The sequence below is a fragment of the Streptomyces sp. NPDC051582 genome (genome assembly GCF_040681715.1).
Classification (GTDB): domain Bacteria; phylum Actinomycetota; class Actinomycetes; order Streptomycetales; family Streptomycetaceae; genus Streptomyces.
The window spans coordinates 40,631-63,506 of sequence record NZ_JBFAZJ010000023.1; the positions used below are offsets into that span (position 1 = coordinate 40,631).

General features: G+C 74.2%; 15 protein-coding genes. 2 read left to right on the plus strand and 13 right to left on the minus strand.

Features of this window, described 5'->3' with window-relative positions; genetic code table 11:
* Positions 1-65: 65 nt before the first annotated feature.
* Entirely contained in the window at positions 66-650 is a 585-nt protein-coding gene (locus tag AB0M92_RS26870; RefSeq protein WP_366104862.1) for a cysteine hydrolase family protein, read from the minus strand.
* Positions 651-732: 82 nt separating this feature from the next.
* Here AB0M92_RS26870 and AB0M92_RS26875 point away from each other — a divergent pair, with 82 nt between their 5' ends.
* Both AB0M92_RS26875 and AB0M92_RS26880 read left to right on the plus strand, forming a co-directional pair.
* Positions 733-1,710, plus strand: coding sequence for a helix-turn-helix domain-containing protein (locus tag AB0M92_RS26875; protein ID WP_366104863.1), 978 nt, complete (start codon positions 733-735; stop codon positions 1,708-1,710).
* A gap of 18 nt (positions 1,711-1,728) precedes the next feature.
* A complete protein-coding gene (locus AB0M92_RS26880) occupies positions 1,729-4,527 on the plus strand; it encodes a SpoIIE family protein phosphatase (protein ID WP_366104864.1) in 2,799 nt (932 codons plus the stop codon).
* 60 nt (positions 4,528-4,587) lie between these two features.
* Here AB0M92_RS26880 and AB0M92_RS26885 read toward each other — a convergent pair whose 3' ends face one another.
* The 12 genes from AB0M92_RS26885 to AB0M92_RS26940 all read right to left on the minus strand — a co-directional run bounded on the left by AB0M92_RS26885 (position 4,588) and on the right by AB0M92_RS26940 (position 22,785).
* Positions 4,588-6,654 carry a SpoIIE family protein phosphatase gene (locus AB0M92_RS26885; RefSeq protein WP_366104865.1) on the minus strand — a complete coding sequence of 689 codons (2,067 nt, stop codon included), beginning with the start codon at positions 6,652-6,654 and terminating at the stop codon, positions 4,588-4,590.
* Between the two features lie 74 nt (positions 6,655-6,728).
* Positions 6,729-9,944, minus strand: coding sequence for a DUF3376 domain-containing protein (locus AB0M92_RS26890; RefSeq protein ID WP_366104866.1), 3,216 nt, complete (start codon positions 9,942-9,944; stop codon positions 6,729-6,731).
* Between the two features lie 162 nt (positions 9,945-10,106).
* Complete coding sequence (recQ, locus tag AB0M92_RS26895) at positions 10,107-12,128, minus strand: DNA helicase RecQ (RefSeq protein WP_366104867.1); 2,022 nt, start codon at positions 12,126-12,128, stop codon at positions 10,107-10,109.
* Positions 12,129-12,256: 128 nt separating this feature from the next.
* On the minus strand, positions 12,257-12,769 hold the full coding sequence (locus AB0M92_RS26900) for an O-acetyl-ADP-ribose deacetylase (protein WP_366104868.1): 513 nt from the start codon (positions 12,767-12,769) through the stop codon (positions 12,257-12,259).
* A complete protein-coding gene (locus AB0M92_RS26905; protein WP_366104869.1) occupies positions 12,769-14,190 on the minus strand; it encodes an NAD(P)/FAD-dependent oxidoreductase in 1,422 nt (473 codons plus the stop codon). The genes AB0M92_RS26900 and AB0M92_RS26905 overlap by 1 nt, the downstream gene beginning before the upstream one ends.
* A 129-nt stretch (positions 14,191-14,319) precedes the next feature.
* A complete protein-coding gene (locus AB0M92_RS26910; RefSeq protein WP_366104870.1) occupies positions 14,320-15,144 on the minus strand; it encodes an inositol monophosphatase in 825 nt (274 codons plus the stop codon).
* A gap of 88 nt (positions 15,145-15,232) precedes the next feature.
* Positions 15,233-16,732, minus strand: coding sequence for an NCS1 family nucleobase:cation symporter-1 (locus AB0M92_RS26915; protein WP_366104871.1), 1,500 nt, complete (start codon positions 16,730-16,732; stop codon positions 15,233-15,235).
* A gap of 35 nt (positions 16,733-16,767) precedes the next feature.
* Positions 16,768-17,769 carry a TIGR03842 family LLM class F420-dependent oxidoreductase gene (locus AB0M92_RS26920; protein ID WP_366104872.1) on the minus strand — a complete coding sequence of 334 codons (1,002 nt, stop codon included), beginning with the start codon at positions 17,767-17,769 and terminating at the stop codon, positions 16,768-16,770.
* A gap of 56 nt (positions 17,770-17,825) precedes the next feature.
* Positions 17,826-19,226, minus strand: coding sequence for a dihydropyrimidinase (gene hydA, locus AB0M92_RS26925; RefSeq protein ID WP_030858278.1), 1,401 nt, complete (start codon positions 19,224-19,226; stop codon positions 17,826-17,828).
* Positions 19,227-19,242: 16 nt separating this feature from the next.
* Complete coding sequence (locus tag AB0M92_RS26930) at positions 19,243-20,538, minus strand: aspartate aminotransferase family protein (RefSeq protein ID WP_366104873.1); 1,296 nt, start codon at positions 20,536-20,538, stop codon at positions 19,243-19,245.
* A complete protein-coding gene (locus tag AB0M92_RS26935) occupies positions 20,535-21,377 on the minus strand; it encodes a nitrilase-related carbon-nitrogen hydrolase (protein ID WP_366104874.1) in 843 nt (280 codons plus the stop codon). Before AB0M92_RS26935 ends, AB0M92_RS26930 begins: the two co-directional genes overlap by 4 nt.
* Before the next feature lie 151 nt (positions 21,378-21,528).
* A complete protein-coding gene (locus AB0M92_RS26940) occupies positions 21,529-22,785 on the minus strand; it encodes a hypothetical protein (protein WP_366104875.1) in 1,257 nt (418 codons plus the stop codon).
* Positions 22,786-22,876: the final 91 nt, after the last annotated feature.

Below are 22,876 nucleotides of genomic sequence, written 5' to 3' on the forward strand. Positions count from 1 at the left end.
CCGGGCCCCGGCGTTTCCCGGCCGCGCCGATGCGCGGGTGCCGGCGCGCCACCGTCGCCGCGGAACTACGCGCCGAGCAGCTCGGCCGTGGTGACGACGCGGGCGAAACCGCCGCCGTGCAGGTTGACGGCGGTGGCGGTGGCCAGCTCGTCGGCGGTCAGGTTCAGCCCGTCCGGACCCGCGAGGTCGAAGGTGTGCGTGGCGTCGAGCGGGACGAGGACGTCGTAGCCGAGGTTCCCGGCCATCCGCGCCGTGGTCTCGACGCACATGTTGGTCTGGATCCCGGTCACCACCAGCTGGCCGATGCCCCGGGCGGTCAGCCACGCGGCCAGGTCGGGGGTGCCGTAGAAGGAGGAGTTCACCGTCTTGGTGACCAGCAGGGACTCCTGCCCCGCCCGGTCGGTCACGAAGTCCTTGAACGCGTGGCCGGGGTGGTCGGCGGCCAGGACCGAGCCGGCGGTGCGCGAGGCGTGCCGCACGAGGACCACCGGACGGCCGGTCTCCTGCCAGGCGTCCATCAGGGCGGCGATGTTGGCCTCGGCGGCCGGGTTGTTGCGCGGGCCCCAGTACGACGCGTCGTCGAAGCCCTTCTGTACGTCGATGACCAGCAGGGCGGCGTCGGGGGCGAGTGCGATCTCGTTCTTCGTCATGGCTTCATGATCTTCCGCCGGACGGTCCCGTCGACAGCGGCAACCGGGACCCTGATCGATGGGATCCTGCCAAGATGGCAGCATGCATCGTGTCGCCGTCGTCGTGCAGCCCGGCATCCGCGGTTTCGACCTCGCCGTCATCACCGAGGTCTGGGGGCCCGACCGCAGCCGGATCGGCGTGCCCCGTTTCGAGCTGCGCCGGTGCGCCCTCGACACCGGGCCCATCCCGCTGCCCGGCGGGCTCACCCTGGCCCCCGACCGGGGCCTCGACTGGCTCGCCGAGGCCGATCTCGTGGTCGTACCGGCGCTGGCCGAGCCGTCCGACCCGACGCCCGAGCCGGTGCTCGCCGCCCTGCGGGAGGCGCACGCCCGCGGCGTACCGGTGGCCGCGCTGTGCGCGGGGGCGTTCATCCTCGCCGAGGCCGGCCTGCTGGCGGGCCGCCGGGCCGTGACGCACTGGTCGCTGGCCCCGCGGCTGGCCGCGCGCCACCCCTGCGTCCTCGTCGAGGACGCCCCGCTGTACGTGGAGGACCGCGGGCTGTGGACCTCCGCCGGGGTGGCCTCCGGGATCGACCTCTGCCTGCACCTCGTACGGCGGGCCCACGGGGCGGAGGCCGCCGCCGCCATCGCCCGGTCGATGGTGACGGGCCCGTTCCGCACCGGTGACCACGCCCAGTACCTGGACCGGCCCACTCCGGCGGCGGACCGGACCGCCGAGGCCCTGGCGGCCGTACGCGAGCGGGCCCTGCGCCATCTCGACGAACCGCTGTCCGTGGCCACGCTGGCCCGCTGGGCGGGGATGTCCCCGCGCTCCTTCGCCCGCCATTTCGTCGCCGCGACCGGCACCACCCCGCACCGCTGGCTGCTGGGCCACCGCCTGGACGCGGCCCGCAGACTGCTGGAGCGCACCGACCACCCGGTGCCCGAAGTGGCCCGCCGCGCGGGCTTCGCCAGCGAGGTCACCTTCCGCCAGCACTTCACCTCGTACGTCGGCCTCAGCCCGCGGGCGTACCGCGGTGCGGCGGCCATCCGCCGGACAGCCCGCCCAAATCCCGGGTGACAGTGTTAGAAATGGCTCATGACCGGACGTTTGGGTCGACCCAGGGGATCGCCGCCCCGGCAGCCGACCGGGCGCGACCCGGGCCTGCTCGCGCGCCGCTCCGGCGGTGCCCGCAGCGTCGCCGGTCAGGTCTTCGCGCTCATGGCGGTCATCGTCGTCCTGCTGATCACCGCCGCCGCGCTCGCCCTCGTCTTCCAGGAGCGCTACGGCACCCAGCGCGACGCGCGCCACCGCTCGCTGGCGGCCGCCGAGGCCTTCGCCCACGCCCCCGGCCTCCCCGCGGCCCTGAGGGCCGCGAATCCGACGGCCGAGCTGCAACCCCTGGCCGAGGCCGCCCGGCGGGCCGCGGGCGTCGACTTCATCGCCGTGATGACCCCCGACGGGCTGCGCTACACCGACTCCCGGCCGGAGCTGATCGGCAAGCGGGCCACCGGCGACCTCTCGCGCGCCGTGGCCGGGCACCCCTTCACCGAGGTCTTCAAGGGCTCGCCGAGCGACGCCGTCCGTGCCGTGGTCCCCGTACGGGACGCGAGCGGCAAGGTCGTCGGCCTGGTCGGCACCGGCATCGAGGTCGACACCGTCTCCGACACGGTCTCCGGTCAGCTGCCGCTGCTGCTCGGCGCGGCAGCCGGTGCGCTGCTGCTGGGCACCGGCGGTGCCGCCCTGGTCAGCAGGCGGCTGCGGCGCCAGACCCGGGGCCTGGGCGAGACCGAGATGGCCCGGATGAACGAGCACCACGAGGCCGTCCTGCACGCGGTGCGCGAGGGCGTCCTGATCATCGGCGCCGACCGGCGGCTGCTGCTCGCCAACGACGAGGCCCGGCGGCTGCTGAACCTGCCGCCCGACGCCGAGCAGCGCCACGTGAGCGAGCTCGGCCTCGATCCGCGGACCACTGCCCTGCTGGTGTCCGGGCGGGTCGCCACCGACGAGGTGCACCTGGCCGGGGACCGGCTCCTGGCCGTCAACGTGCGCCCGACCAAGCCGTACGGAGGTCACCCGTCCGGCAGCGTCATGACCCTGCGCGACACCACCGAACTCGCCGCCCTCTCCGGCCGCGCCGAGGTGGCCCGGGAGCGGCTCCAGATGCTGTACGACGCCGGGGGGCGGATCGGGACCACCCTGGACGTGGTGCGCACCGCCGAGGAGCTGTCGGAGGTGGCGGTCCCCCGGTTCGCCGACTTCGTCACGGTGGAGCTGCTGGAGCCGGTGCTGAAGGGCGAGGAGCCCTCGCGGGGCTCCGGCGTCTACACGGAGATGCGCCGGGCCGCGATGAGCGGGGTGCGCACCGACCAGCCGCTCCAGGCGGTCGGCGAGGTCATCCGCTTCGTGGTGCCGACGGCGCCGATGGCGACGGCCCTGGGCGCCGGGCACGCGGTGCTCGCCGCCGATCTGAACGCGGCGATGGGCTGGCGGGCCCAGGACGAGGCCGGAACCCGCCAGGCCCTGGACTACGGGCTGCACTCGCTGATCTCGGTACCGCTCCAGGCGCGCGGGGTGGTCCTCGGGATGGCGAACTTCTGGCGGGCGGCCGACACCCCGGAGGCGTTCGAGGAGGAGGACCTGTCGTTCGCGGAGGAGCTGGGGGCCCGGGCGGCCGTCTCCATCGACAACGCCCGCCGCTACACCCGGGAGCACGCGACGGCCGTCGCCCTCCAGCGGAGCCTGCTGCCCCGGGTGCTGCCGGACCAGACCGCCGTGGACGTGGCCTTCCGGTACCTGCCCGCGAAGGCCGGGGTGGGCGGGGACTGGTTCGACGTGATCCCCCTGGCCGGCGCCCGGGTGGCGCTGGTCGTCGGCGACGTCGTCGGGCACGGCGTGCACGCGGCGGCCACGATGGGCCGGCTGCGGACCGCCGTGCACAACTTCTCCTCCCTGGACATGCCGCCGGACGAGCTGCTGGGGCACTTGGACGAGCTGATCCACCGGATCGACCAGAACGAGACCGCGGGCTCGGGGGACCCCGCGGAGGGGGCGGGCGAGGCGGCCGGGGTCACCGGCGCCACCTGCCTGTACGCGGTGTACGACCCGGTGTCGGGGGTCTGCGCGATGGCGAGCGCCGGACACCCCGGACCGGCCCTGGTCCGGCCGGACGGCGCGGTGGAGTTCCCGGAGCTGCCCGCGGGACTGCCGCTCGGGGTGGGCGGCATGCCCTTCGAGGCCACGGAGCTGCGGCTGCCGGAGGCGAGCCGGCTCGTGCTGTTCACGGACGGGCTGCTGGAGGACCGCGACCGGGACTTCGACACCGGTCTCGGCCTGCTGGCCGAGACGCTCTCCCACCCCGGCCGCAGCCCCGAGCAGGCCTGTGCCGACGTACTGGCCGCGCTGCTCTTCCCGGCGCCGAGCGACGACATCGCGCTGCTGATCGCCGACACCCGGCGGCTGGAGGCGGACCGGATCGCCGAGTGGGAGGTGCCGCCCGAGCCGGCCGCGGTCTCCCGGGTGCGGGCGGCGGGCTCGGCGCAGCTCGCCGCCTGGGGGTTGGGGGACATCGCCTTCACGGCCGAACTCATCCTCAGCGAGCTCATCACCAATGCCATCCGGTACGGGAACGCGCCCATCCGGGTGCGGATGCTCCGTGACCGCAGCCTCATCTGCGAGGTCTCCGACGGCAGCAGCACCTCGCCGCACCTGCGGTACGCGGCGACCACGGACGAGGGCGGGCGCGGCCTGTTCCTCGTCGCGCAGTACGCCGAGCGCTGGGGCACCCGGTACACCGAGCGCGGCAAGGTCATCTGGGCGGAGCTGCCGCTGAGCGGCGGGCCGGAACCGGTCCTGCCCGCGCCGGACCTGGCGGCGCTGGAGGACCTGGCCTGGTGACCGCGTCGGCGGCGCCCCGTACGGCCCGCACGCCGGCCGGCCTACGGGCCGTACGGGCGCTCAGCGGTCCCCGTCGGCCGACGTACGGGCGAGCAGGACCGCCACGTCGTCCTGCGGGGCCTCCGGAAGCAGCCGGGCCAGGATGTCGTCGCACAGCCCCTCCAGGGGCTGCCCGGCGTCGCGCAGCGCCCACCCGAGCTGGGCCATGCCCTGGTCGAGGTCGCGGTCGCGGGACTCGATGAGGCCGTCGGTGTACAGCACGAGCAGGCTCCCGGGCGGCAGGGCGACCTCCTCGGTGCGGAACTCCTGCCCGCCCGTGCCCAGCGGGGTGCCGGGCGGGCCGTCGAGGAAGGTCACCTCGCCGCCGGCCGTGGCCACGGCCGGCGGGGGATGGCCGGCGCGGGCGATGACGCAGCCGCCCGTGGCCGGGTCGTGGACGGCGTAGACGCAGGTGGCCATCTCGTCCTCGCCGAGGTCGGCGACGGCCTCGTCGAGCGAGCGCAGCAGCCGGGTCGGGGAGACGTCCTGGCGGGCCAGGGTGCGTACGGCGGTGCGCAGCTGTCCCATGACGGCGGCGGCGTGGATGCCGTGGCCCATGACGTCCCCGATGACCAGGCCGGTACGGCCGCCGGGCAGCTGGATGACGTCGAACCAGTCGCCGCCGACGTCGTGGTCGCTGGCGGGCAGGTAGCGGCCGGTCAGTTCCAGGCCGGTGACCCGGGGCAGGGCGCTGTTGCTGAGGCTGCGCTGGAGGGTGAGGGCGGCCCGGCGCTGGTTGGTGTACATCCGGGCGTTGTCGATGTTGAGGGCCGCCCGGGCGACCACCTCGTCGATGAGGACGGCGTCCTGCTCGTCGAAGGGCTCGCGGTCGGCCGTCCGGGTCACGGTGACCGCGCCGAGCACGGTGCCGCGCGCGAGGAGCGGGATCAGCCGGGCGGAGCCGAGCGTGGCGAGGTAGGCGCGCAGCTCCGCGGCCCGCGGGTCGGGGAGCAGCGCCTGGACGTCGGAGGTGTACAGGTTCATGGGCCGTCCCTCGGCGATGACCCGTTCGTAGACGGAGTCGGCCGGGATCTGGAAGGTCTGGCCGGGTGCCAGCCGGGCGGTGGGGGCCTCGGGGTCGGGGAACTCGACCGCGATGCGGCGGAGCACGCCCTCGTGGCTGGCCGCCGCGTCGTCGGGAGCGAGGACGGTCTCCAGCAGCTGTACGTCGGCCGAGTCGGCCAGCTGGGGTACCAGGACCTGCACGATCTCCCGGGCGGTCTGGCTCAGGTCGAGGGTGGTGCCGATGCGGGTGCCGGCTTCGGCGAGGAAGGCGAAGCGGCGGCGGGCCCGCTCGGCGTCGCCCTGGGCCCGCTGGCTCTCGGTAATGTCGATGAGGGAGGCGATCACGCCGAGCGGGCGGCCGGAGCCGTCGAGGAGGGGGGCGTACGAGCAGGACCAGGTGTGGTCGTGTCCGGGGTCGGCCGGGGTCCGGCCGGTGCGGCGGACGTCGACCACGGCGGTGCCCCGGTCCAGGACCTGCCGCATGGTCGCTTCGAGCGCGGCGGCGTTGACTCCGGGCACGACCTCGGTGAGCCGCCTGCCGAGGTGCTCCGCGGCCGAGGCGCCGTTCATCCGGGCCAGGGCGTCGTTGACCCGCAGGAAGCGCAGGTCGGGGCCGAGGGTGGCGAGGCCGATGGGCGACTGGGTGAACAGGCTCTGGAGGGCGGCGAGCGAATCGCGCATGCGCAGGACCTCGGAGGTCTCCACGGCGATCAGCATGGCCCCGGTGCGGCCCTGTGGATCGGCGGCGGGCACGATCCACATCTCCATGGTGACGCGGTGCCCGTCGCGGTGGCGGACGGGAAGGGTGCCGACCACCGTCTCGCCCGCCTGGACCCGCCGGGTCAGATCGTCGGCGAGGGCGTGGTTGGCCTCGGGGACGAGGACGGAGGTGCCGGGGAGCCCGAGGATGTCCTCGGGCCGGTGGCCGAGCAGGTCCTGGGCGGCGAGCGACCATTCGACGATGATCCCGTCGGCGTCCTCCCGCCAGAGCGCGATCGGCAGCAGCTCGCTGAGTACGCCCGCGTACCCGACGGCCGCGGCCGGCTGCTCCGGGACTCCGCTCGTCGACTGGTATGTGTCCACCGCACCGACCTCACCCCGGGGGGTCCGATTCCTACCGATTCACCCTATCCGAGCCATCGGCGCGGGGCGCTGTGTCACGTCGGCGCGGTCCGCTCCCTCGGGTACAGCCAGGGCAGGACGAAGGTGACCCAGACCAGGACGGCGTAGAGGATGAGGGCGGCCCACCAGCCGCCGAGCCCGATGCGGTCGAACTGGACGAGGGCGGCGATCAGGCCCGCGATCACGGCGGCCCCCGGCAGCAGCCACCACCGGTCGGTGCCCACGTACAGCACGGCCGCGGCGGCCAGGGCGAAGCACGCCCCGACGATCAGAGTGCTCCAGCCGCCGCCGACCGGGGGAAACGGCGCGTAGCGCAGCCGCCAGAGGGCGACGGGCGGACCGGCCGCCGCGATCAGGCCGACGGTGACGCACAGCCAGTGCGGCCGGACCCATTGGCGGACGAGCGCCACCAGGGCCGCCATCGCGTACAGGCAGACCGGGACGTGGGCGAGCAGTGAGGACCAGTGGGCGGTGGAGAAGGCGATGCCCGTCCACATCAGCACGGTCGCGGTCAGGGCCCACAGCGGAGCCACCGCGGCGACCAGGAACGGGAGGTAGACCAGGGGCTTGAGCACGCCGAGGGCGACCTGTGCGAAGCGGGCCCCGACCTTGCCGGTCGGCTGGACCGCGCGCCAGGCGAGGAGCCCGGTCCGCAGGGCCGCCCGGCGCGGGTCCCGGGCCCGGAGCAGCTGCCCGACCTCCTCCGCGCCGATCCTGGCGAAGGAGTCGAGCGCGGCGTCGAACGCGGCCGGATCGGCCAGGTCGGGCGGGTCCGGCGGCGGGTCGGGGGGCCGGTTGCCGCCGCGGAAGCCCTTGCGGTTCAACTCGGCGAGGAAGGGCAGCTCCTCGCGGAGGATCTCGTGCTGGCGCACGGCCGTGAGCACGTCCCGGACCCGGTCCCACGGGTCCAGGCCCGGCTGCGTCCTGACGCTCTCGGCCCAGAGGTCCATGAACGCCGGGCCGAGTCCCGTCGCGGCGGCGACCGCCTCGCCCAGTGCCGTGGGATCGCCGATGCCGCCGAACGCGTCCCCGAGCCGCTCGTCGGTGGCGACGATCGACACCAGGGAGGCCGCCCCGTCCAGGCGCCCCCAGGTCCAGTCGCTCATCCGCCAGCGGGCGCTGAGGAAGGCCGCGAAGTTGTTGAGCTGGTTGCCGCTGAGTTTGGCGCGGACCATGCCCTTCGGGGAGTTCTGGACCGCCTCCGGCAGCACCCTGCGGGTGACCCAGCTGGTGTTCGCGGCCGAGACGGTGTGGAAGTCGATGTCGGGGGCCTCGGCCAGCGGGTCCGGGCGCAGCGGGCCGAGCAGCAGCTCGGCGTACGCCAGCGCGTCGGCCATCGGCGGACCGAGTCCCGTGGCCGCCGCGTGCAGCGCCTCGTAGCCGGGCACGTCGGGAGCCAGGCCCACCCCGATCTCCGCGCCGAGTTCCGACAGCCTGTCCCACAGCAGGGCGAAGCCCTCCGGTACGGCCGCCGGGCCCGGTGGGGGCGGCGGAGGCGGGTATCCACCGGTGACGGCCGTCGCGAGGTTCGCAGCCCAGTCCTCCCACACCGCGAGGGCCGGGCCCGGGGCAGGCACCGCCGGCATGAGGGAGCCCAGTTGCGCGGACGCCTCGCGGAAGGGGGTGGTGACGTCCTCGGGGATCAGCCCCAGCGCGAGGGCCGCCCGGTAGCGGTCCAGGAGCAGTCTGTCCCGGGCGGCGATCAGGGTGGCGACGGCGACGCGGCAGGCGAACAGCCGCCTCCGGTACTGCCTCACCAGCTCCACGTCCACCGGACCCTCGCCGGACTCGTACGCGCTCAGCCAGTCCATGAGCAGCCGTACCGCACGCGCCAGGGGCAGTGGGGAGTACCCGGGCGCGGGCAGCATGCCGGGGCCGGCCGCCAGTTCGCCGGACGCCTTGCGCAGCCGGGTGAACAGGTCCGTCGAGCCGCGCCCCGCGCTCTCGTCGAGCACCTCCAGCGGCCCCGGGCCGGCGGGGAGGGGCAGCGCGTCCGGGCCGGTCACCTCGGCCGGGTCCTCCAGCAACCGGATGAGCCGCAGCGCCTCCGCCCGGCCGAGCTTGTCGGCGTACTCGGCCAGGCGGGACGCGTCCCCTGCCGCCGCCGGGACGAAGACCGGCGGCAGCACCCCGCCGGCGGCCCGCTTCTGCTGGGCGGCGGCCTCGGCGGCGCGCAGTTCGAGGGCGTCGTCGCGCAGGGACTCGGCTCCGGTCTTCACGGCCAGGGACTTCGCGGCGATCCGCACCAGGCGGGTCACGCGCCGGCTGCTCCCGGGCTCGGGCGGCGGCGGGAACGGCGGCACCGGCTGGAGGAACAGGAGCCAGCGGTCGGCCTTGCGGGCCACCGGGGCCCCGGCGACGGCCCGTACGGCCCAGGCGACGGGGATGTTGTCCAGCAGCCCGCCGTCCATCAGTTCGGCGCAGCCGTTCAGGTTCTCGTCGGGGTAGCCGCTCTCGCTGCTGACTCCGCGCATGTCCACCCGGGGCGGGTCCTCGACGGGCTGGGCGCCGTTGCCGACGTACACCCGGGCCGGTTCGAAGGCGCCGGGGAACGAGGAGGAGGTGCGCGCCGCGTAGGCCAGCCGGTTCAGCGCGGCCTCCCGGGCCGCACCGGTGACATCGGCGTGGAAGTCCGTCAGGGATCTGCGGTGGCGGAAGCGGAAGTAGGCGTTCGAGCGGCCGACCAGGAGCGGCCGGCCGAGGGTGGGCCGCACCCGGTCCCGGCGCGGGCGCAGCCGGGTGGCCGTCAGGATCAGCCGCAGCGAGGCGGGGGGCTTCCAGTGCGGCGGAGCCTGGTCGACGAGCCGGCCCAGCGCGTCGCGCAGCTCCTTGTAGAAGACCTCGTCCCCGCGCATCAGCGAGGTCGGCAGGTGGAAGGGCGTGGAGCGGCGCAGCAGCCCTTCGAGGTCGCCCAGGCGCAGCCACAGGTCCCGTACGCCCCGCCCGAAGGGCATCCCGTACACGAGGTGGCAGGCCAGGAGCACGCCGTTGAGCCCCCCGGCACTGGTTCCGACGAGGACGTCGACGTCGACGTCCTCGTATCCGCACACTCCGAGCAGCCCGTGGTAGAGACCGTCCTCCGGAACGGGCTCCCCGCCCGCCGGGGGTACGGCCGGCGGTCGTGCCGCCGCGCGGAGCGCCGCCGTCTCGCAGCACGCCCCGCCCATCCAGACGGCAAGGCTGACTCCGCCGCGCATCGCGAGGGCCAGGCGCAGTTCGGTACTGCGCTTTCCCGGCAGGTCGTCGCTCATGGCACCAGCTTGACCCCGGATCAAACCCGCCGCACCCGGGCGGCCGCCACCTCGCGGGAGCGGTCGGCGGAGCGGCGGAAGTTCTGTGCCGGGCGGGCGAGTTCACACCCCGGCCGCCGCCCCGGAGGAGGAACGGGACCTCCTCCTCCGGGACTCCCGGGCCTACTCCCAGTCGTCCCAGGGCGGGTCCGTGTCGTCGAAGTCGAAGGGCGGTTCCTCGTCGGTGTGCGGGGCGGGGGGCGGCGCCGCCTCGGAGCCGGGCGCGGGCGACGCGGTCGTCGTGGCGGCGGTCGCGGTCACGGTGGCGGTGGCGGTGGCGGTGGCGCCGGTCTCGGCCAGCGCGGCCAGGATCCCCTCGGCGTACTTGGTCAGCTTCGCCTCGCCGACCCCGCTGATCGTGCCGAGCTCCTCGGCCGTGCCCGGCAGCCGGGTCGCGATCTCCCTCAGCGTCGCGTCGTGGAAGACCACGTACGCCGGAACGCCCTGCTCCTTCGCGGTCGCGCCCCGCCAGGCGCGCAGGGCCTCGAACACCGGCACCGCCGCGGCCGGCAGGTCGACCGGGACCCGCCCGGCCTTCCCGGAACCGGAGCCGGAGGACTTGCGGGCCGCGGGGGCCGGCGCCGCCTCCTTGCGCATCGGCACGCTGCGCCGCCCGCCCAGCACCTCGCCGCTCGCGTCCGTGAGCACCAGCGTCCCGTACTCCCCCTCGACCGCCAGCAGCCCGGAGGCCAGCAGCTGTCGTACGACCCCGCGCCACTCCGCGGTGCTCAGGTCCGTGCCGATCCCGAAGACCGACAGGGCGTCGTGGTCGAACTGGATGACCTTGGCCGTCTTCTTGCCCTGGAGGATGTCGATGATCTGCCCGGCGCCGAACTTCTGCCGCCGCTCCTTCGCCAGCCGCCACACCGTGGACATCAGCTTCTGCGCGGCGACCGTGCCGTCCCAGGACTCGGCCGGGGCCAGACAGGTGTCGCAGTTGCCGCACGCCCCGGCGGCCGACTGCCCGAAGTACGCGAGCAGCCGCACGCGGCGGCACTCGACCGTCTCGCACAGCGCGAGCATCGCGTCGAGGTGCGCGGCCAGCGAGCGGCGGTGCGTCTCGTCGCCCTCGGAGCCCTCGATCATCTTGCGCTGCTGGACCACGTCCTGGAGGCCGTACGCCAGCCAGGCCGTGGCCGGCTCCCCGTCGCGCCCGGCGCGGCCGGTCTCCTGGTAGTACCCCTCGACCGACTTCGGGAGGTCCAGGTGTGCCACGAAGCGCACGTCCGGCTTGTCGATGCCCATGCCGAACGCGATGGTGGCCACCACCACGACCCCGTCCTCCCGCAGGAAGCGCGACTGGTTCGCGGCGCGCGTCCGTGCGTCCATGCCCGCGTGATAGGCGACCGCGTCGATGCCGTGCTCGACGAGGAAGGCCGCGGTCTTTTCCACCGACGCCCGCGACAGGCAGTACACGACCCCGGCGTCCCCGGCGTGCTCGGTGCGGATCAGCTCCAGCAGCTGCCGGGTCGGGTTGTTCTTCGGGGCGATGCGGTACTGGATGTTGGGCCGGTCGAAGCTGGCCACGAAATGCCGGGCCTCGCCCTCCGCCAGGCCCAGCCGGGCCGCGATCTCGGCGTGCGTGGCCTCGGTGGCCGTCGCCGTCAGCGCGATCCGCGGCACCTTGGGCCAGCGCTCGTGCAGCATCGACAGCGCGAGGTAGTCGGGCCGGAAGTCGTGGCCCCACTGGGCGACGCAGTGCGCCTCGTCGATCGCGAAGAGCGAGACGGTGCCCCGGTCCAGCAGCCGCTGGGTGCCCTCGGTGCGCAGTCGCTCCGGGGCCAGGTACAGCAGGTCCAGCTCGCCGGCCAGGAAGGCCTGCTCGACGGCCTGGCGCTCGTACGTGTCCTGGGTCGAGTTGAGGAAACCCGCCCGCACCCCGAGGGCGGTCAGGGCGTCCACCTGGTCCTGCATGAGTGCGATCAGCGGCGAGATCACCACGCCCGTACCGGCTCTGACCAGTGCCGGGATCTGGTAGCAGAGCGATTTGCCGCCGCCCGTGGGCATCAGGACCAGCGCGTCGCCGCCGCCGGCCACGTGCTCGATGATCTGCTGCTGCTCGCCGCGGAAGGAGTCGTATCCGAAGACGCGGTGCAGCACCTCCAGGGCATCGGGGGTCTCGGTGGGGGCGTCGACAAGGCTCATCCCAGAAGCCTATCGACCCCCGCCGACACCCCTGACCGCATCCGCCGGATCCGGCCGCCCCGGGCGGCCGGGCCCCGGCCCCGCAGGACGACCCGGCCCGACGGGACCCGGCCCGCAGGACGGGGCACCTACGCCAGGGCCGCCTCGAAGACCGCGTACGCCTTCTCGTCGAAGAGGACGAAGCGGACCTCCTCCACGGGCGCCGCGGCGCTCGCGCGGACCGTTGCCACCGCGATCCGGGCGCCGTCGTCCATCGGCCAGCCGAAGATGCCGGTGGAGATCGCCGGGAAGGCGACCGTACGGGCCCCCAGCTCGGCCGCGACCCGCAGGGACTCGCGGTAGCAGGAGGCCAGCTGCGCCGAGCGGTCCTCGTCCCGGGACCAGACCGGGCCCACCGTGTGGATCACCCAGTCCGCCGGGAGCCGGCCGGCCGTCGTGGCCACGGCTCCTCCCGTCGCGAGGCCCTTGCCGTACTGCGAGGCGCGCAGCGCCCGGCAGGCGGCCAGGATCTCGGGGCCGCCGCGCCGGTGGACGGCGCCGTCCACTCCCCCGCCGCCGAGCAGCGAGGAGTTCGCCGCGTTGACGATCGCGTCCGCGCGCTCGGCCGTGATGTCGCCCTGGACGAGGGTGATGCGCACCATCAGGAGGAGGCCCTTCTCAGGTGGCGCCAGACCGCTTTGGCGGCGTTGTGCCCGGACATGCCGTGCACTCCGGGGCCGGGCGGGGTGGCGGAGGAGCAGAGGAACACGGCCGGGTGGGCCGTCGAGTACGGGAACAGGGACGGCTTGGGCCGCAGCAGCAGCTGGAGCCCGGAGGCCGCGCCGCAGGCGATGTCGCCGCCGACGTAGTTGGCGTTGCGGGCGGCCAGCTCCGGCGGTCCGGCGGTGGCGCGGGCCAGCACCAGGTCGCGGAAGCCGGGGGCGAAGCGCTCGATCTGCCGCTCGACGGCCTCGGTGAGGTTGCCGCCCCAGCCCGCGGGGACGTGCCCGTACGCCCAGAACACGTGCTTGCCCTCGGGTGCCCGGGCGGGGTCCACCAGACTGGGCTGGGCGGTGATCAGGAAGGGGTTGCGGGGGGCCCGGCCGCCGGTGGCCAGCTGGAGGGCGGCGTCGATGTCGCGGGCGCGCGGGCCGATCTGCACGGTGCCGGCCCGGCGCGCGGCCTCGGCGGTCCAGGGCACGGGACCGGACAGGGCGTAGTCGAGCTTGAAGGCGGCCGCGCCGTAGCGGTAGCCGTCGTAGGCGCGGCCCAGCCGGGCGATCCGGGCCAGCGCGGTCGGCGAGGTGTCGAAGACGTACGCCCGGGCCGGCGGCAGGTCGTCGAGGCGTTTGACCTCGAAGCCGGTGTGGACCGCGCCGCCGAGGTCGCGCAGGTACCCGGCGAGCGCGTCCGAGATGGACTGCGAGCCGCCGCGCGGCATGGGCCAGCCGCCGGCGTGCGCGGCGAGGGCGAAGACCAGGCCGACGGCGCTCGTGCCGATCCCGCCCAGCGGGGCGATGACGTGCGCGACGAGCCCGGCGAACAGGGCCCGCGCCCGCTCGTCGCGGAAGCGGTTCAGCAGCCAGGTGGAGGGCGGCAGTCCGGCGAGTCCGAAGCGGGCCAGTGTGACGGGGTCCCGGGGCAGGGCGGTCGACGGCAGGGACATGAAGTCCCGGACCAGGGTGTCCCATCTGCCGAGGAAGGGCTGCACGAGCCGCCGGTAGGTGCCCGCGTCGCGCGGCCCGAGGGAGGCCGCCGTCTCGGAGACGGAGCGGGAGAGCACGGCGGCCGTGCCGTCGTCGAAGGGGTGCGCCATGGGCAGCGGGGGGTGCAGCCACTCCAGCCCGTACTGCTTCAGCGGCATGGTGGAGAACACCGGCGAGGCGATGCCCAGCGGGTGCACGGCCGAGCAGGGGTCGTGCCGGAATCCCGGGAGGGTGAGCTCCTCGGTGCGGGCTCCACCGCCGACCGTCTCCGCGGCCTCGAACACGGCCACCGAGAAGCCGCGCCGGGCCAGCTCGACGGCGGCCGTCAGCCCGTTGGGCCCCGCCCCCACCACGACCGCATCGAGAATCGACGACACCTTGAGGCTCCTTCGTCCGGCGGCGGCTGCGCTCCCAGGATATTCGGGCCGTCCAGAGCGGCCCCGCCCGCGCCCGGCCGGACCGGACGCTCCTGCGCGAGGGGCGCGGCCGGCGGTGGACGCGGCGCTCTACGCGCCGCGCAGCAGCTCGCGGATCCGCAGCGCCGTGGCCTCGTCGCGGCCCACCGCGAACGGCAGCTCGTTGTCCCGGTCCACCCGGAAGGGGACCCCGGCGACGGTGCTCTGCGCGCCGCCCGCCTCGGCGACCAGCAACAGCCCCGCCGCGTGGTCCCAGGCCGAGGGCCAGGTGAAGGCGAGGCCGTCCATCTCGCCGCGGGCCACCTTCAGGTACTCCAGGCCCGCCGAACCGCAGGGCCGGGCCGCGATCCCGGGCACGTCGAGCCGGGCGAGGCGGGCCTTGTCCTCGTCGGAGGTGTACAGCGGGTGGGCCATGGCGACCCGCAGGTCGGCGCCGGGCCGCGGCGAACCGCTGTGGATGCGCTCGCCGTTGACGTACGCGCCCTGCCCGCGCACGGCGGTCGCCAGCTCCTCCAGCGCCGGGGCGAAGGTCCACGAGGCGAGTATCTCGCCGCGGTGGGCCAGCGCCACCAGGGTGCAGAAGGCCGGGTCGCCGCCCACGAACTGCCGGGTGCCGTCGACCGGGTCCACGATCCAGACCGGCGCGTCGGCGCGCAGCGCCCCGTACACGGTCGGGTCGGCGTGGACCGCCTCCTCGCCGACGACGGCGGATCCGGGCAGCAGGTGCGTCAGCGAGGCCGTGAGGTGCTCCTCCGCCTTGCGGTCGGCGACGGTCACGAGATCGTGCGGACCGCTCTTCTGGTCCACCTCGTGCTCGGCGAGCTGCCGGAACCTCGGCATGATCTCGACCGCCGCCGCCTTGCGGATCGCTTCTTCCACTGCGGACAGGTCTTGGGCCAGGAACTGTTCGATCATGCCCCCCATCACACCATGCCCGGCTGACAAACCCCACCGGTCGTCCCGTCCACTGGCCGACGTCCAGGTGGACTCCAGGTGGCGCCGGTCAGCGGGCGGGGTGCCGGCGGATCATCAGGGCGGTGTAGAGGAGGAAGGACGAGGCCACGCCGACCGCCCAGCCGTAGTCGGCCAGCGGCTTGAGGAAGGGGATCAGGCCCTCCTCCGGGAAGGGGCCCTGGCCGGGGGCCGAGTGGGAGCCGCCGATGGCCAGGACGCCGCCGACCAGGAACGCGGCCACCGCGCTGATGTTCCAGCCGCCCGTGTACCAGTACGGGCCGCCCTCCCGGTAGAGGTCGGGCAGGGAGAGCCGGGTGCGCCGCACGACCCAGTAGTCGGCGATGAGGATGCCGGCCACCGTGCCGAGCAGGCCTCCGACCAGGCCGAGCCAGGTGTAGATGTACAGCTCGGGAGTGGAGGTCAGCTTCCACGGCATGATCAGGACGCCGACCACTCCCGTGATCAGCGCGCCGCGCCGGAAGTCGATCCGGCGCGGGGCCAGGTTGGCCAGGTCGTACGCCGGGGAGACGACGTTGGCCGCGATGTTCACCGAGATCGTCGCGACGAGCACCGTGACCAGGGCGTAGAGCAGCCCGAAGAAGCTGTCGGTCTTGGCGACCAGCTCCACCGGGTCCCAGATCGGGGCGCCGTACACCGCTTCCGAACCGGAGGTGACGAACACCGACAGCAGCGCGAACAGGGTCATCGTCGTCGGCAGCCCGAGGGTCTGCCCGAGGATCTGGCTGCGCTGGCCCGCGCCGAAGCGCGTGAAGTCGGGGATGTTGAGGGAGAGGGTGGACCAGAAGGCGATCATCCCCATGAGCGACGGGAAGAACACCGGCCAGAAGTCCTCGCCCCAGCCGAGCTTGGACGGCTGGTCGAGCAGCTCGCCGAAGCCGCCGGCCTTGACCCCGATCCACACCAGCAGCGCCAGCGCGCCGACGATGACGAACGGCGCGGCCCAGTTCTCGAAGCGCCGCAGGGCATCCATCCCCCGGTAGATGATGGCGAGTTCGAGGATCCAGAAGAGGATGAAGCACAGCCACAGCGGCCAGGGCTGGCCGGCGATCTTCCCGGCGTCCTCCCAGCCTCCGAAGATCTTGCCGAGCAGGACGAAGATCCCCGACCCGCCGATCCAGGTCTGGATCCCGAACCAGCAGCAGGCCACGGCCGCCCGGATCAGGGCGGCCAGATTGGCCCCGCGCACCCCGAACGGGGCCCGGGCCAGCACCGGGAACGGGATCCCGTACTTGGGCCCGGCGTGCCCGATGAGCAGCATCGGCACCAGCACGATGAGGTTGGCCAGCGCGATGGTGAAGACGGCCTGTTTCCAGTCCATCCCCAGGGCCACCAGCCCGGAGGCGAGCAGCCAGGAGGGGATGTTGTGCGCCATGCCGACCCACAGGGCCGTGAAGTTGTACGTCGTCCAGCGCCTGGCCCCGACCGGTACGGGCAGGAGGTCCGGGTTGGCGAAGCGGCCGTCGGAGGGGACCTCCCCGGGAGCGAGCTCCACGCGGTCCCGGGTGTCGCCGATCGTGTGGTCCGGCATGTGCGCGCGCCCTCTCGGGTCGGTGGGGATCTCGGTCAGGCTCTGAGCGCCGGGATCACGTCGGCGCCGTATGCGTCGATGGTCGCCTCCCGGGCGTCGTGCATGTCGTAGAGGGCGAACTGGTCGACGCCCAGGTCGCGCAGGACTCGGAGCTTGTCGACGTGGGCCTCGGCGGGGCCCAGCAGGCAGAAGCGGTCGACGATCTCGTCGGGGACGAAGTCCGCCGACGGGTTCCCGGCGCGCCCGTGGTGGCTGTAGTCGTATCCCTGGCGGGCCTTGACGTACTCCGTGAGCTCCTGCGGAACCATCGAGGAGTGTTCGCCGTACCGGGAGACCAGGTCCGCGACGTGGTTGCCGACCATGCCGCCGAACCAGCGGCACTGGTCTCGGGCGTGGGCCAGGTCCTCCCCCACGTACGCGGGCGCCGCCACGCAGATGGTGATCGAGGCGGGGTCGCGGCCGGCCTCCGCGGCGGCTTGCCGGACCGCCTTGACCATCCACTCGGTGAGGTAGGGGTCGGCGAGCTGGAGGATGAACCCGTCGGCCTTCTGACCGGCGAGGGCCAGCGCCTTGGGCCCGTACGCGGCCATCCACACCGGCAGCTTCCCGTCCTTGATCCACGGGATCCGCAGCGGCTTGCCGTCCACCTCGGCCTCCCGGCCCTCGGCCAGGTCGCGGATGACGTCGATGGCCTCCCCCAGCCGGGCCAGTGTGTTGGGGGCCCGGCCGACGACCCGCATCGCCGAGTCCCCGCGCCCGATCCCGCACACCGTCCGGTTGCCGTACATGTCGTTGAGGGTGGCGAAGGTGGAGGCGGTGACCTCCCAGGTGCGGGTGCCCGGGTTGGTGACCATCGGGCCGACGTGCAGCTTCTGCGTGTTGGCGAGGATCTGGCTGTAGATGACGAAGGGTTCCTGCCACAGGACCGCCGAGTCGAAGGTCCAGCCGTAGCGGAAGCCGTTGCGCTCGGCGCGCTTCATGAGGCTGACGACCTGGGAGGCGGGTGGGTCGGTCTGCAGGACGAGGCCGAAGTCCATGCGTCGCTCCTTGCTGGGTAGTGCGGGTGCCGGGGCGTGCGGGCCCCGGCCGCCCCCTAGAGGTACTGGCAGGTGGACCGGGGGATGAACACCCCGTGGCCGGCCCGGCCCGTGTACTCGCGCCGGTCGATGACGAGTTCGCCGCGGGAGAGCACGGTGTCGACGCGTCCGGTGATCCGCTTGCCCTCGTACGCCGAGTAGTCCACGTTCATGTGGTGCGTCTCGGCGGAGATGACCTGCTCGGCGTGCGGATCGTAGAGGACGATGTCGGCGTCGGAGCCCGGCGCGATGGTGCCCTTCTGCGGGTAGAGGCCGAACATCCGGGCCGGGCTCGCGCAGGCGATCTCGATCCAGCGGCGGCGGCTGATGTGCCCGTCCAGGACGGCCTGGTGGAGGAGGTCCATCCGGTTCTCCACCCCCGGCAGCCCGTTCGGGATCTTGGAGAAGTCCCCGCGGCCCAGTTCCTTCTGGCCCCGGAAGCAGAACGGGCAGTGGTCGGTGGAGACCACCTGGAGGTCGTTGGTCCGCAGGCCCCGCCACAGCGCCGCCTGGTGCTCGCGCGGACGCAGCGGGGTGGAGCAGACGTACTTGGCGCCCTGGAAATCGGGCTCTTCCAGGTTGTCGGTGGACAGGAACAGGTACTGCGGACAGGTCTCGCCGAAGACCGGCAGGCCCTTGTCGCGGGCGGCGGCCAGCTCGGCCACCGCCTCGTCCGCCGAGACGTGGACCACGTACAGCGGGGAGCCGGCGACGCGCGCGAGCTGGATCGCCCGGTGGGTGGCCTCGGCTTCGAGGACGACCTTGCGGACCTCGCCGTGGTGGCGGGGGTCGGTCTCGCCCCGGGCCAGGGCCTGTTCGACGAGGACGTCGATCGCGATGCCGTTCTCGGCGTGCATCATGATCAGCCCGCCGTTGCCCGACGCCCGCTGCATGGCGCGCAGGATCTGCCCGTCGTCGCTGTAGAAGACCCCCGGGTAGGCCATGAACAGCTTGAAGGAGGTGACGCCCTCCCCGATCAGGTGGTCCATCTCCTTCAGGGTCCCCTCGTTGACGTCCGAGAGGATCATGTGGAAGGCGTAGTCGATGGAGCATTTGCCGTCGGCCTTGTCGTACCAGGTGTCGAGTCCCTGGCGCAGGGCCTGCCCCATGCTCTGCACGGCGAAGTCCACGATGGTGGTGGTGCCGCCCCAGGCGGCGGCCCGGGTGCCCGTCTCGAAGGTGTCCGAGGCGGCGGTCCCGCCGAAGGGCAGCTCCATGTGGGTGTGGGCGTCGACCCCGCCGGGGATGACGTACTTCCCGCTCGCGTCGATCGTGCGGTCGGCCGTCCAGGCTTCGGCGGCCGCCGAGCCGTGGGCCGCCAGGGCGGCGACGCGGCCGTCCTCGACCAGGACGTCCGCGTGGAGTTCGTCGGCGGCCGTGATGACGAGGCCGCCGCGGATGAGGGTGCGGATGGACATGTGCGGCGCCTCCCGGTCACACGATGCTGTGCAGGGCCCGTTCGAGGATCTCGGCGCCCTCTTCCGCCTCGGCGACGGTGAGGGAGAGCGGCGGCGCGATGCGCAGCACGCTGGTGTTGTACCCGCCGCCCTTGCCGAGCAGCAGGCCGCCCGCGCGGGCGGCCTCCAGTACGGCGGCGGCCGCGTCCGGGTCGGCCGTGTCGGTGCCGGGCTTCGTCAGCTCCAGGCCGGCCATCAGGCCCCGGCCGCGGACCTCCCGTACGGCGGGCACGGTGGCGGCGATGGCGCGCAGCCGCTCCAGGAGCAGGCCGCCGACGCGGCGGGCGTTGCCCTGGAGGTCGTGCTCCAGCAGGTACGAGAGGTTGGCGACGCCGGCCGCCATGGTGACCGGGGAACCGCCGAAGGTGGAGATGGAGTTGGTGTCGATGCAGTTCATCACCTCGGCGCGGGCCACGACCCCGCCGATGGACATGCCGTTGCCGATGCCCTTGGCGAAGGTGAGGATGTCCGGCGGACCGTTCTGCCCGTGTGCCTGCCAGCCCCAGAAGTGGTCGCCGGTACGGCCCCAGCCGGTCTGCACCTCGTCGCTGATCCAGAGGATCCCGTGCCGGTCCAGGACCTCGCGGAAGGCCCCGTACAGCCCGTCGGGCGGGGCGGTGAACCCGCCGACGCCCTGGACGGGTTCGGCGATGAGGGCGGCGACACCGCCGCGGGCCTGGCCCAGCACGTCTTCGAGGTCGGCGACGGCGGCGGCGGTGAAGGCGGCGTCGTCGAGGTGCGCGAAGGGTCCGCGGGTGCGGACGGCGCCCTGGACGTAGTAGGTCTGGAGCGGCGAGAGGCTGGTCGGGGACCAGCCCCGGTTGCCGGTGATGGAGACGGTCGAGAAGGACCGGCCGTGGTAGCTGTTGCGCATCGCCAGGATCTGGTTGGAGCGGCGGTACGCGGTCGCCAGCAGCAGGGCGGTGTCGTTGGCCTCCGTGCCGGAGGTGGTGAAGAAGACCCGGGCGTCGGGGATGCCGGACAGGGCGGCCACCCGCTCGGCGAGCTCGATCATCGGGCGGTTGAGGTACAGGGTGGAGGAGTGGATGAGCCGGCCGGCCTGTTCGGCGACGGCCTTGGTGACCTCGGGCAGGGCGTGGGCGGTCATCGTGGTGAGGATGCCGCCGAAGAAGTCGAGGTACCGGTTGCCGTCGGCGTCCCAGACGTGGCGGCCCTCGCCGTGCGTGAGCTCGATGGGGCGGTCGTAGTAGAGCGCGAGCCAGTCGGGCAGTACGGCCTGGTGGCGGCTGTGCAGGGGGATCGGGTTGGTCACGGCTGAACGAGCCCTCCGTAGGCGTCGGGGCGGCGGTCGCGGTAGAAGGCCCACTGGTCGCGGACCTGCTTGATCAGGTCGAAGTCGAGGTCCCGGACGAGGAGTTCCTCGTCCTTGCCGCTGGCGACCTCTCCGACGAACTGGCCGCGGGGGTCGACGAAGTAGCTGGTGCCGTAGAAGTCGTTGTCGCCGTACTCCTCCTGGCCGACGCGGTTGATCGCGGCGACGAAGTACTCGTTGGCGACGGCCGCGGCGGGCTGTTCCAGCTGCCAGAGGTAGGAGGACAGGCCCCGGTGGGTGGCGGAGGGGTTGTAGACCAGCTGGGCCCCGGCCAGGCCCAGGGCGCGCCAGCCCTCGGGGAAGTGGCGGTCGTAGCAGATGTAGACGCCGACCCGGCCGACGGCGGTGTCGAAGACGGGCCAGCCGAGGTTGCCCGGGCGGAAGTAGTACTTCTCCCAGAAGCCTTTGACCTGGGGGATGTGGTGTTTGCGGTACTTGCCGAGGTAGCTGCCGTCGGCATCGATGACGGCGGCGGTGTTGTAGTAGAAGCCCTCGGATTCGAGCTCGAAGACCGGGACGACGATGACCATGCCGGTCTCGCGGGCGAGCGCCTGCATCCGCTGGACGGTGGGGCCGTCGGGGACGGCCTCGGCCCAGCGGTAGTGCTCGGGTTCCTGGACCTGGCAGAAGTAGGGGGCGTTGAACACCTCTTGGAAGCCGATGATCTGCGCGCCGTCGGCGGCGGCCCGCCGGGCGTGCTCCTCGTGCTTGGCGATCATCGACTCGGTGTCTCCGGTCCAGGTGGCCTGGACGAGTGCGGCGCGGACGACTTGGGCCATGAGCTGCTCCTCGCGACGGGAACGCCGAGTTCTACGCACGTAGACGGTGTGCGTAGGGAGTAGAACGTAGGCCTCGTCACACCGCGGGGCAAGACCGCCGTGCGCGGTTGGGTGAGTCGATCAAGTTATGGCAACGGGTGGTCGGATCCGATCATCGGGCGGACGGTTTCGCAATCCGCAAGGCGTGTACGAGGTCACGGTGGTGCGTGCCGGAGAGGGCCTCGGCCGCCCGGAGCAGCCGGGGCGTGAACCACTGCGGATCGCGCCGGGCCAGGCGGACCGCCTCCTCGGCGGTGCGGACCTTGACGAAGGCGCCGAGCAGGGCGTCGGCCTCGCCGGTCCGGCCGGCCCCGGCCAGGGCCAGGGCGGCCTCGGCGATCTCGGCGGCGGGGCGGGCCGCGCCCTGGCGCAGCAGGGCCTCGCAGTCGGCGCGCCGGCCGGCCGCGCCGAGGGCGGCGGCGGCCGCGGCGAGCCGCTCGGGCGGGAGCGAGGCCGCCTCCCAGAGCAGCGTGGCCCAGTCCGCCCCGAGCCCGGCCCGGACCAGCGCGTCGGCGAGGGCGGGCAGCCGCGCGGCGGGCCATGCGGCCGCCTCGCAGAGCAGTACGTGCGCCTCCCCGCCCCGGCCCCGGGCCCGCAGCCCGAGCAACTCCCCGATCACGGCGGCGATCCCGCCGGGGCCCGGGCCGCCGGCCTCGCGAGCGGGGACCTGCCCGTCCCGACCGGGGGTGTCCGGTGCGGGGGCGTCCGGGGCCGGGGCGTCCAGGGCCGGGGCCCGTCCGTCCTGTGCGGAGGCGCCCCGTGCGGGGGCGGCCGACCGGCTCTGCGGCACCGCCGCCGGGGCGAGGTGGTCCGGCTCGGGCGGGGTGAAGCGGGGGCGGCCGATGGCCACGGAGCGGGACCTGCGGAGGGCGGGGGCCCCGGTCGCGGGGCGGGGCTCGGGGGCGGCCGCGAGGCGGGGCTGCGGGTGGGGTCCGGGGCGGGGCTGCGGGTCGGGTACGGGGCGGGGCTGCGGGTGGGGTCCGGTGTGAGCCTCGGGGCGGGGCTCCGGGCGGGGTCCGGTGTGAGCCTCGGGGCGGGGCTCCGGGCGGGGTCCGGTGTGAGCCTCGGGGCGGGGCTCCGGGCGGGGTCCGGTGTGGGCCTCCGGGTCGGGTACGGGGCGGGAATCCGGGCGGGGTGCGGGACGGGGCTGCGGGTGGGCCTCCGGCGCGGCGAAGCGCGCACCGCGAGGGGCGGCGGCGGGCGCCTCCGCGTGGCCCGGCGGCGGCGTGAAGGGGGCGGGGGCGGGGGCGCCCGCGTACCGGGCCCCGCCACCACGCCGCGCCCCGCGCAGCCACCGTCCCTCGGCCCGTCCGACGGGCGGCTCGGTCCGTTCCTCCCCCGCTTCCCGCGGGCCCGGCACCCCGGACACCACCCCGCCCTCCTCCACCCCGGCCCAGGCCCCGGGCGCATCCGTCCACGCGGCAGGCCGGCCCGCCCGCGGCGCCGGCCCGGCCGCCGCG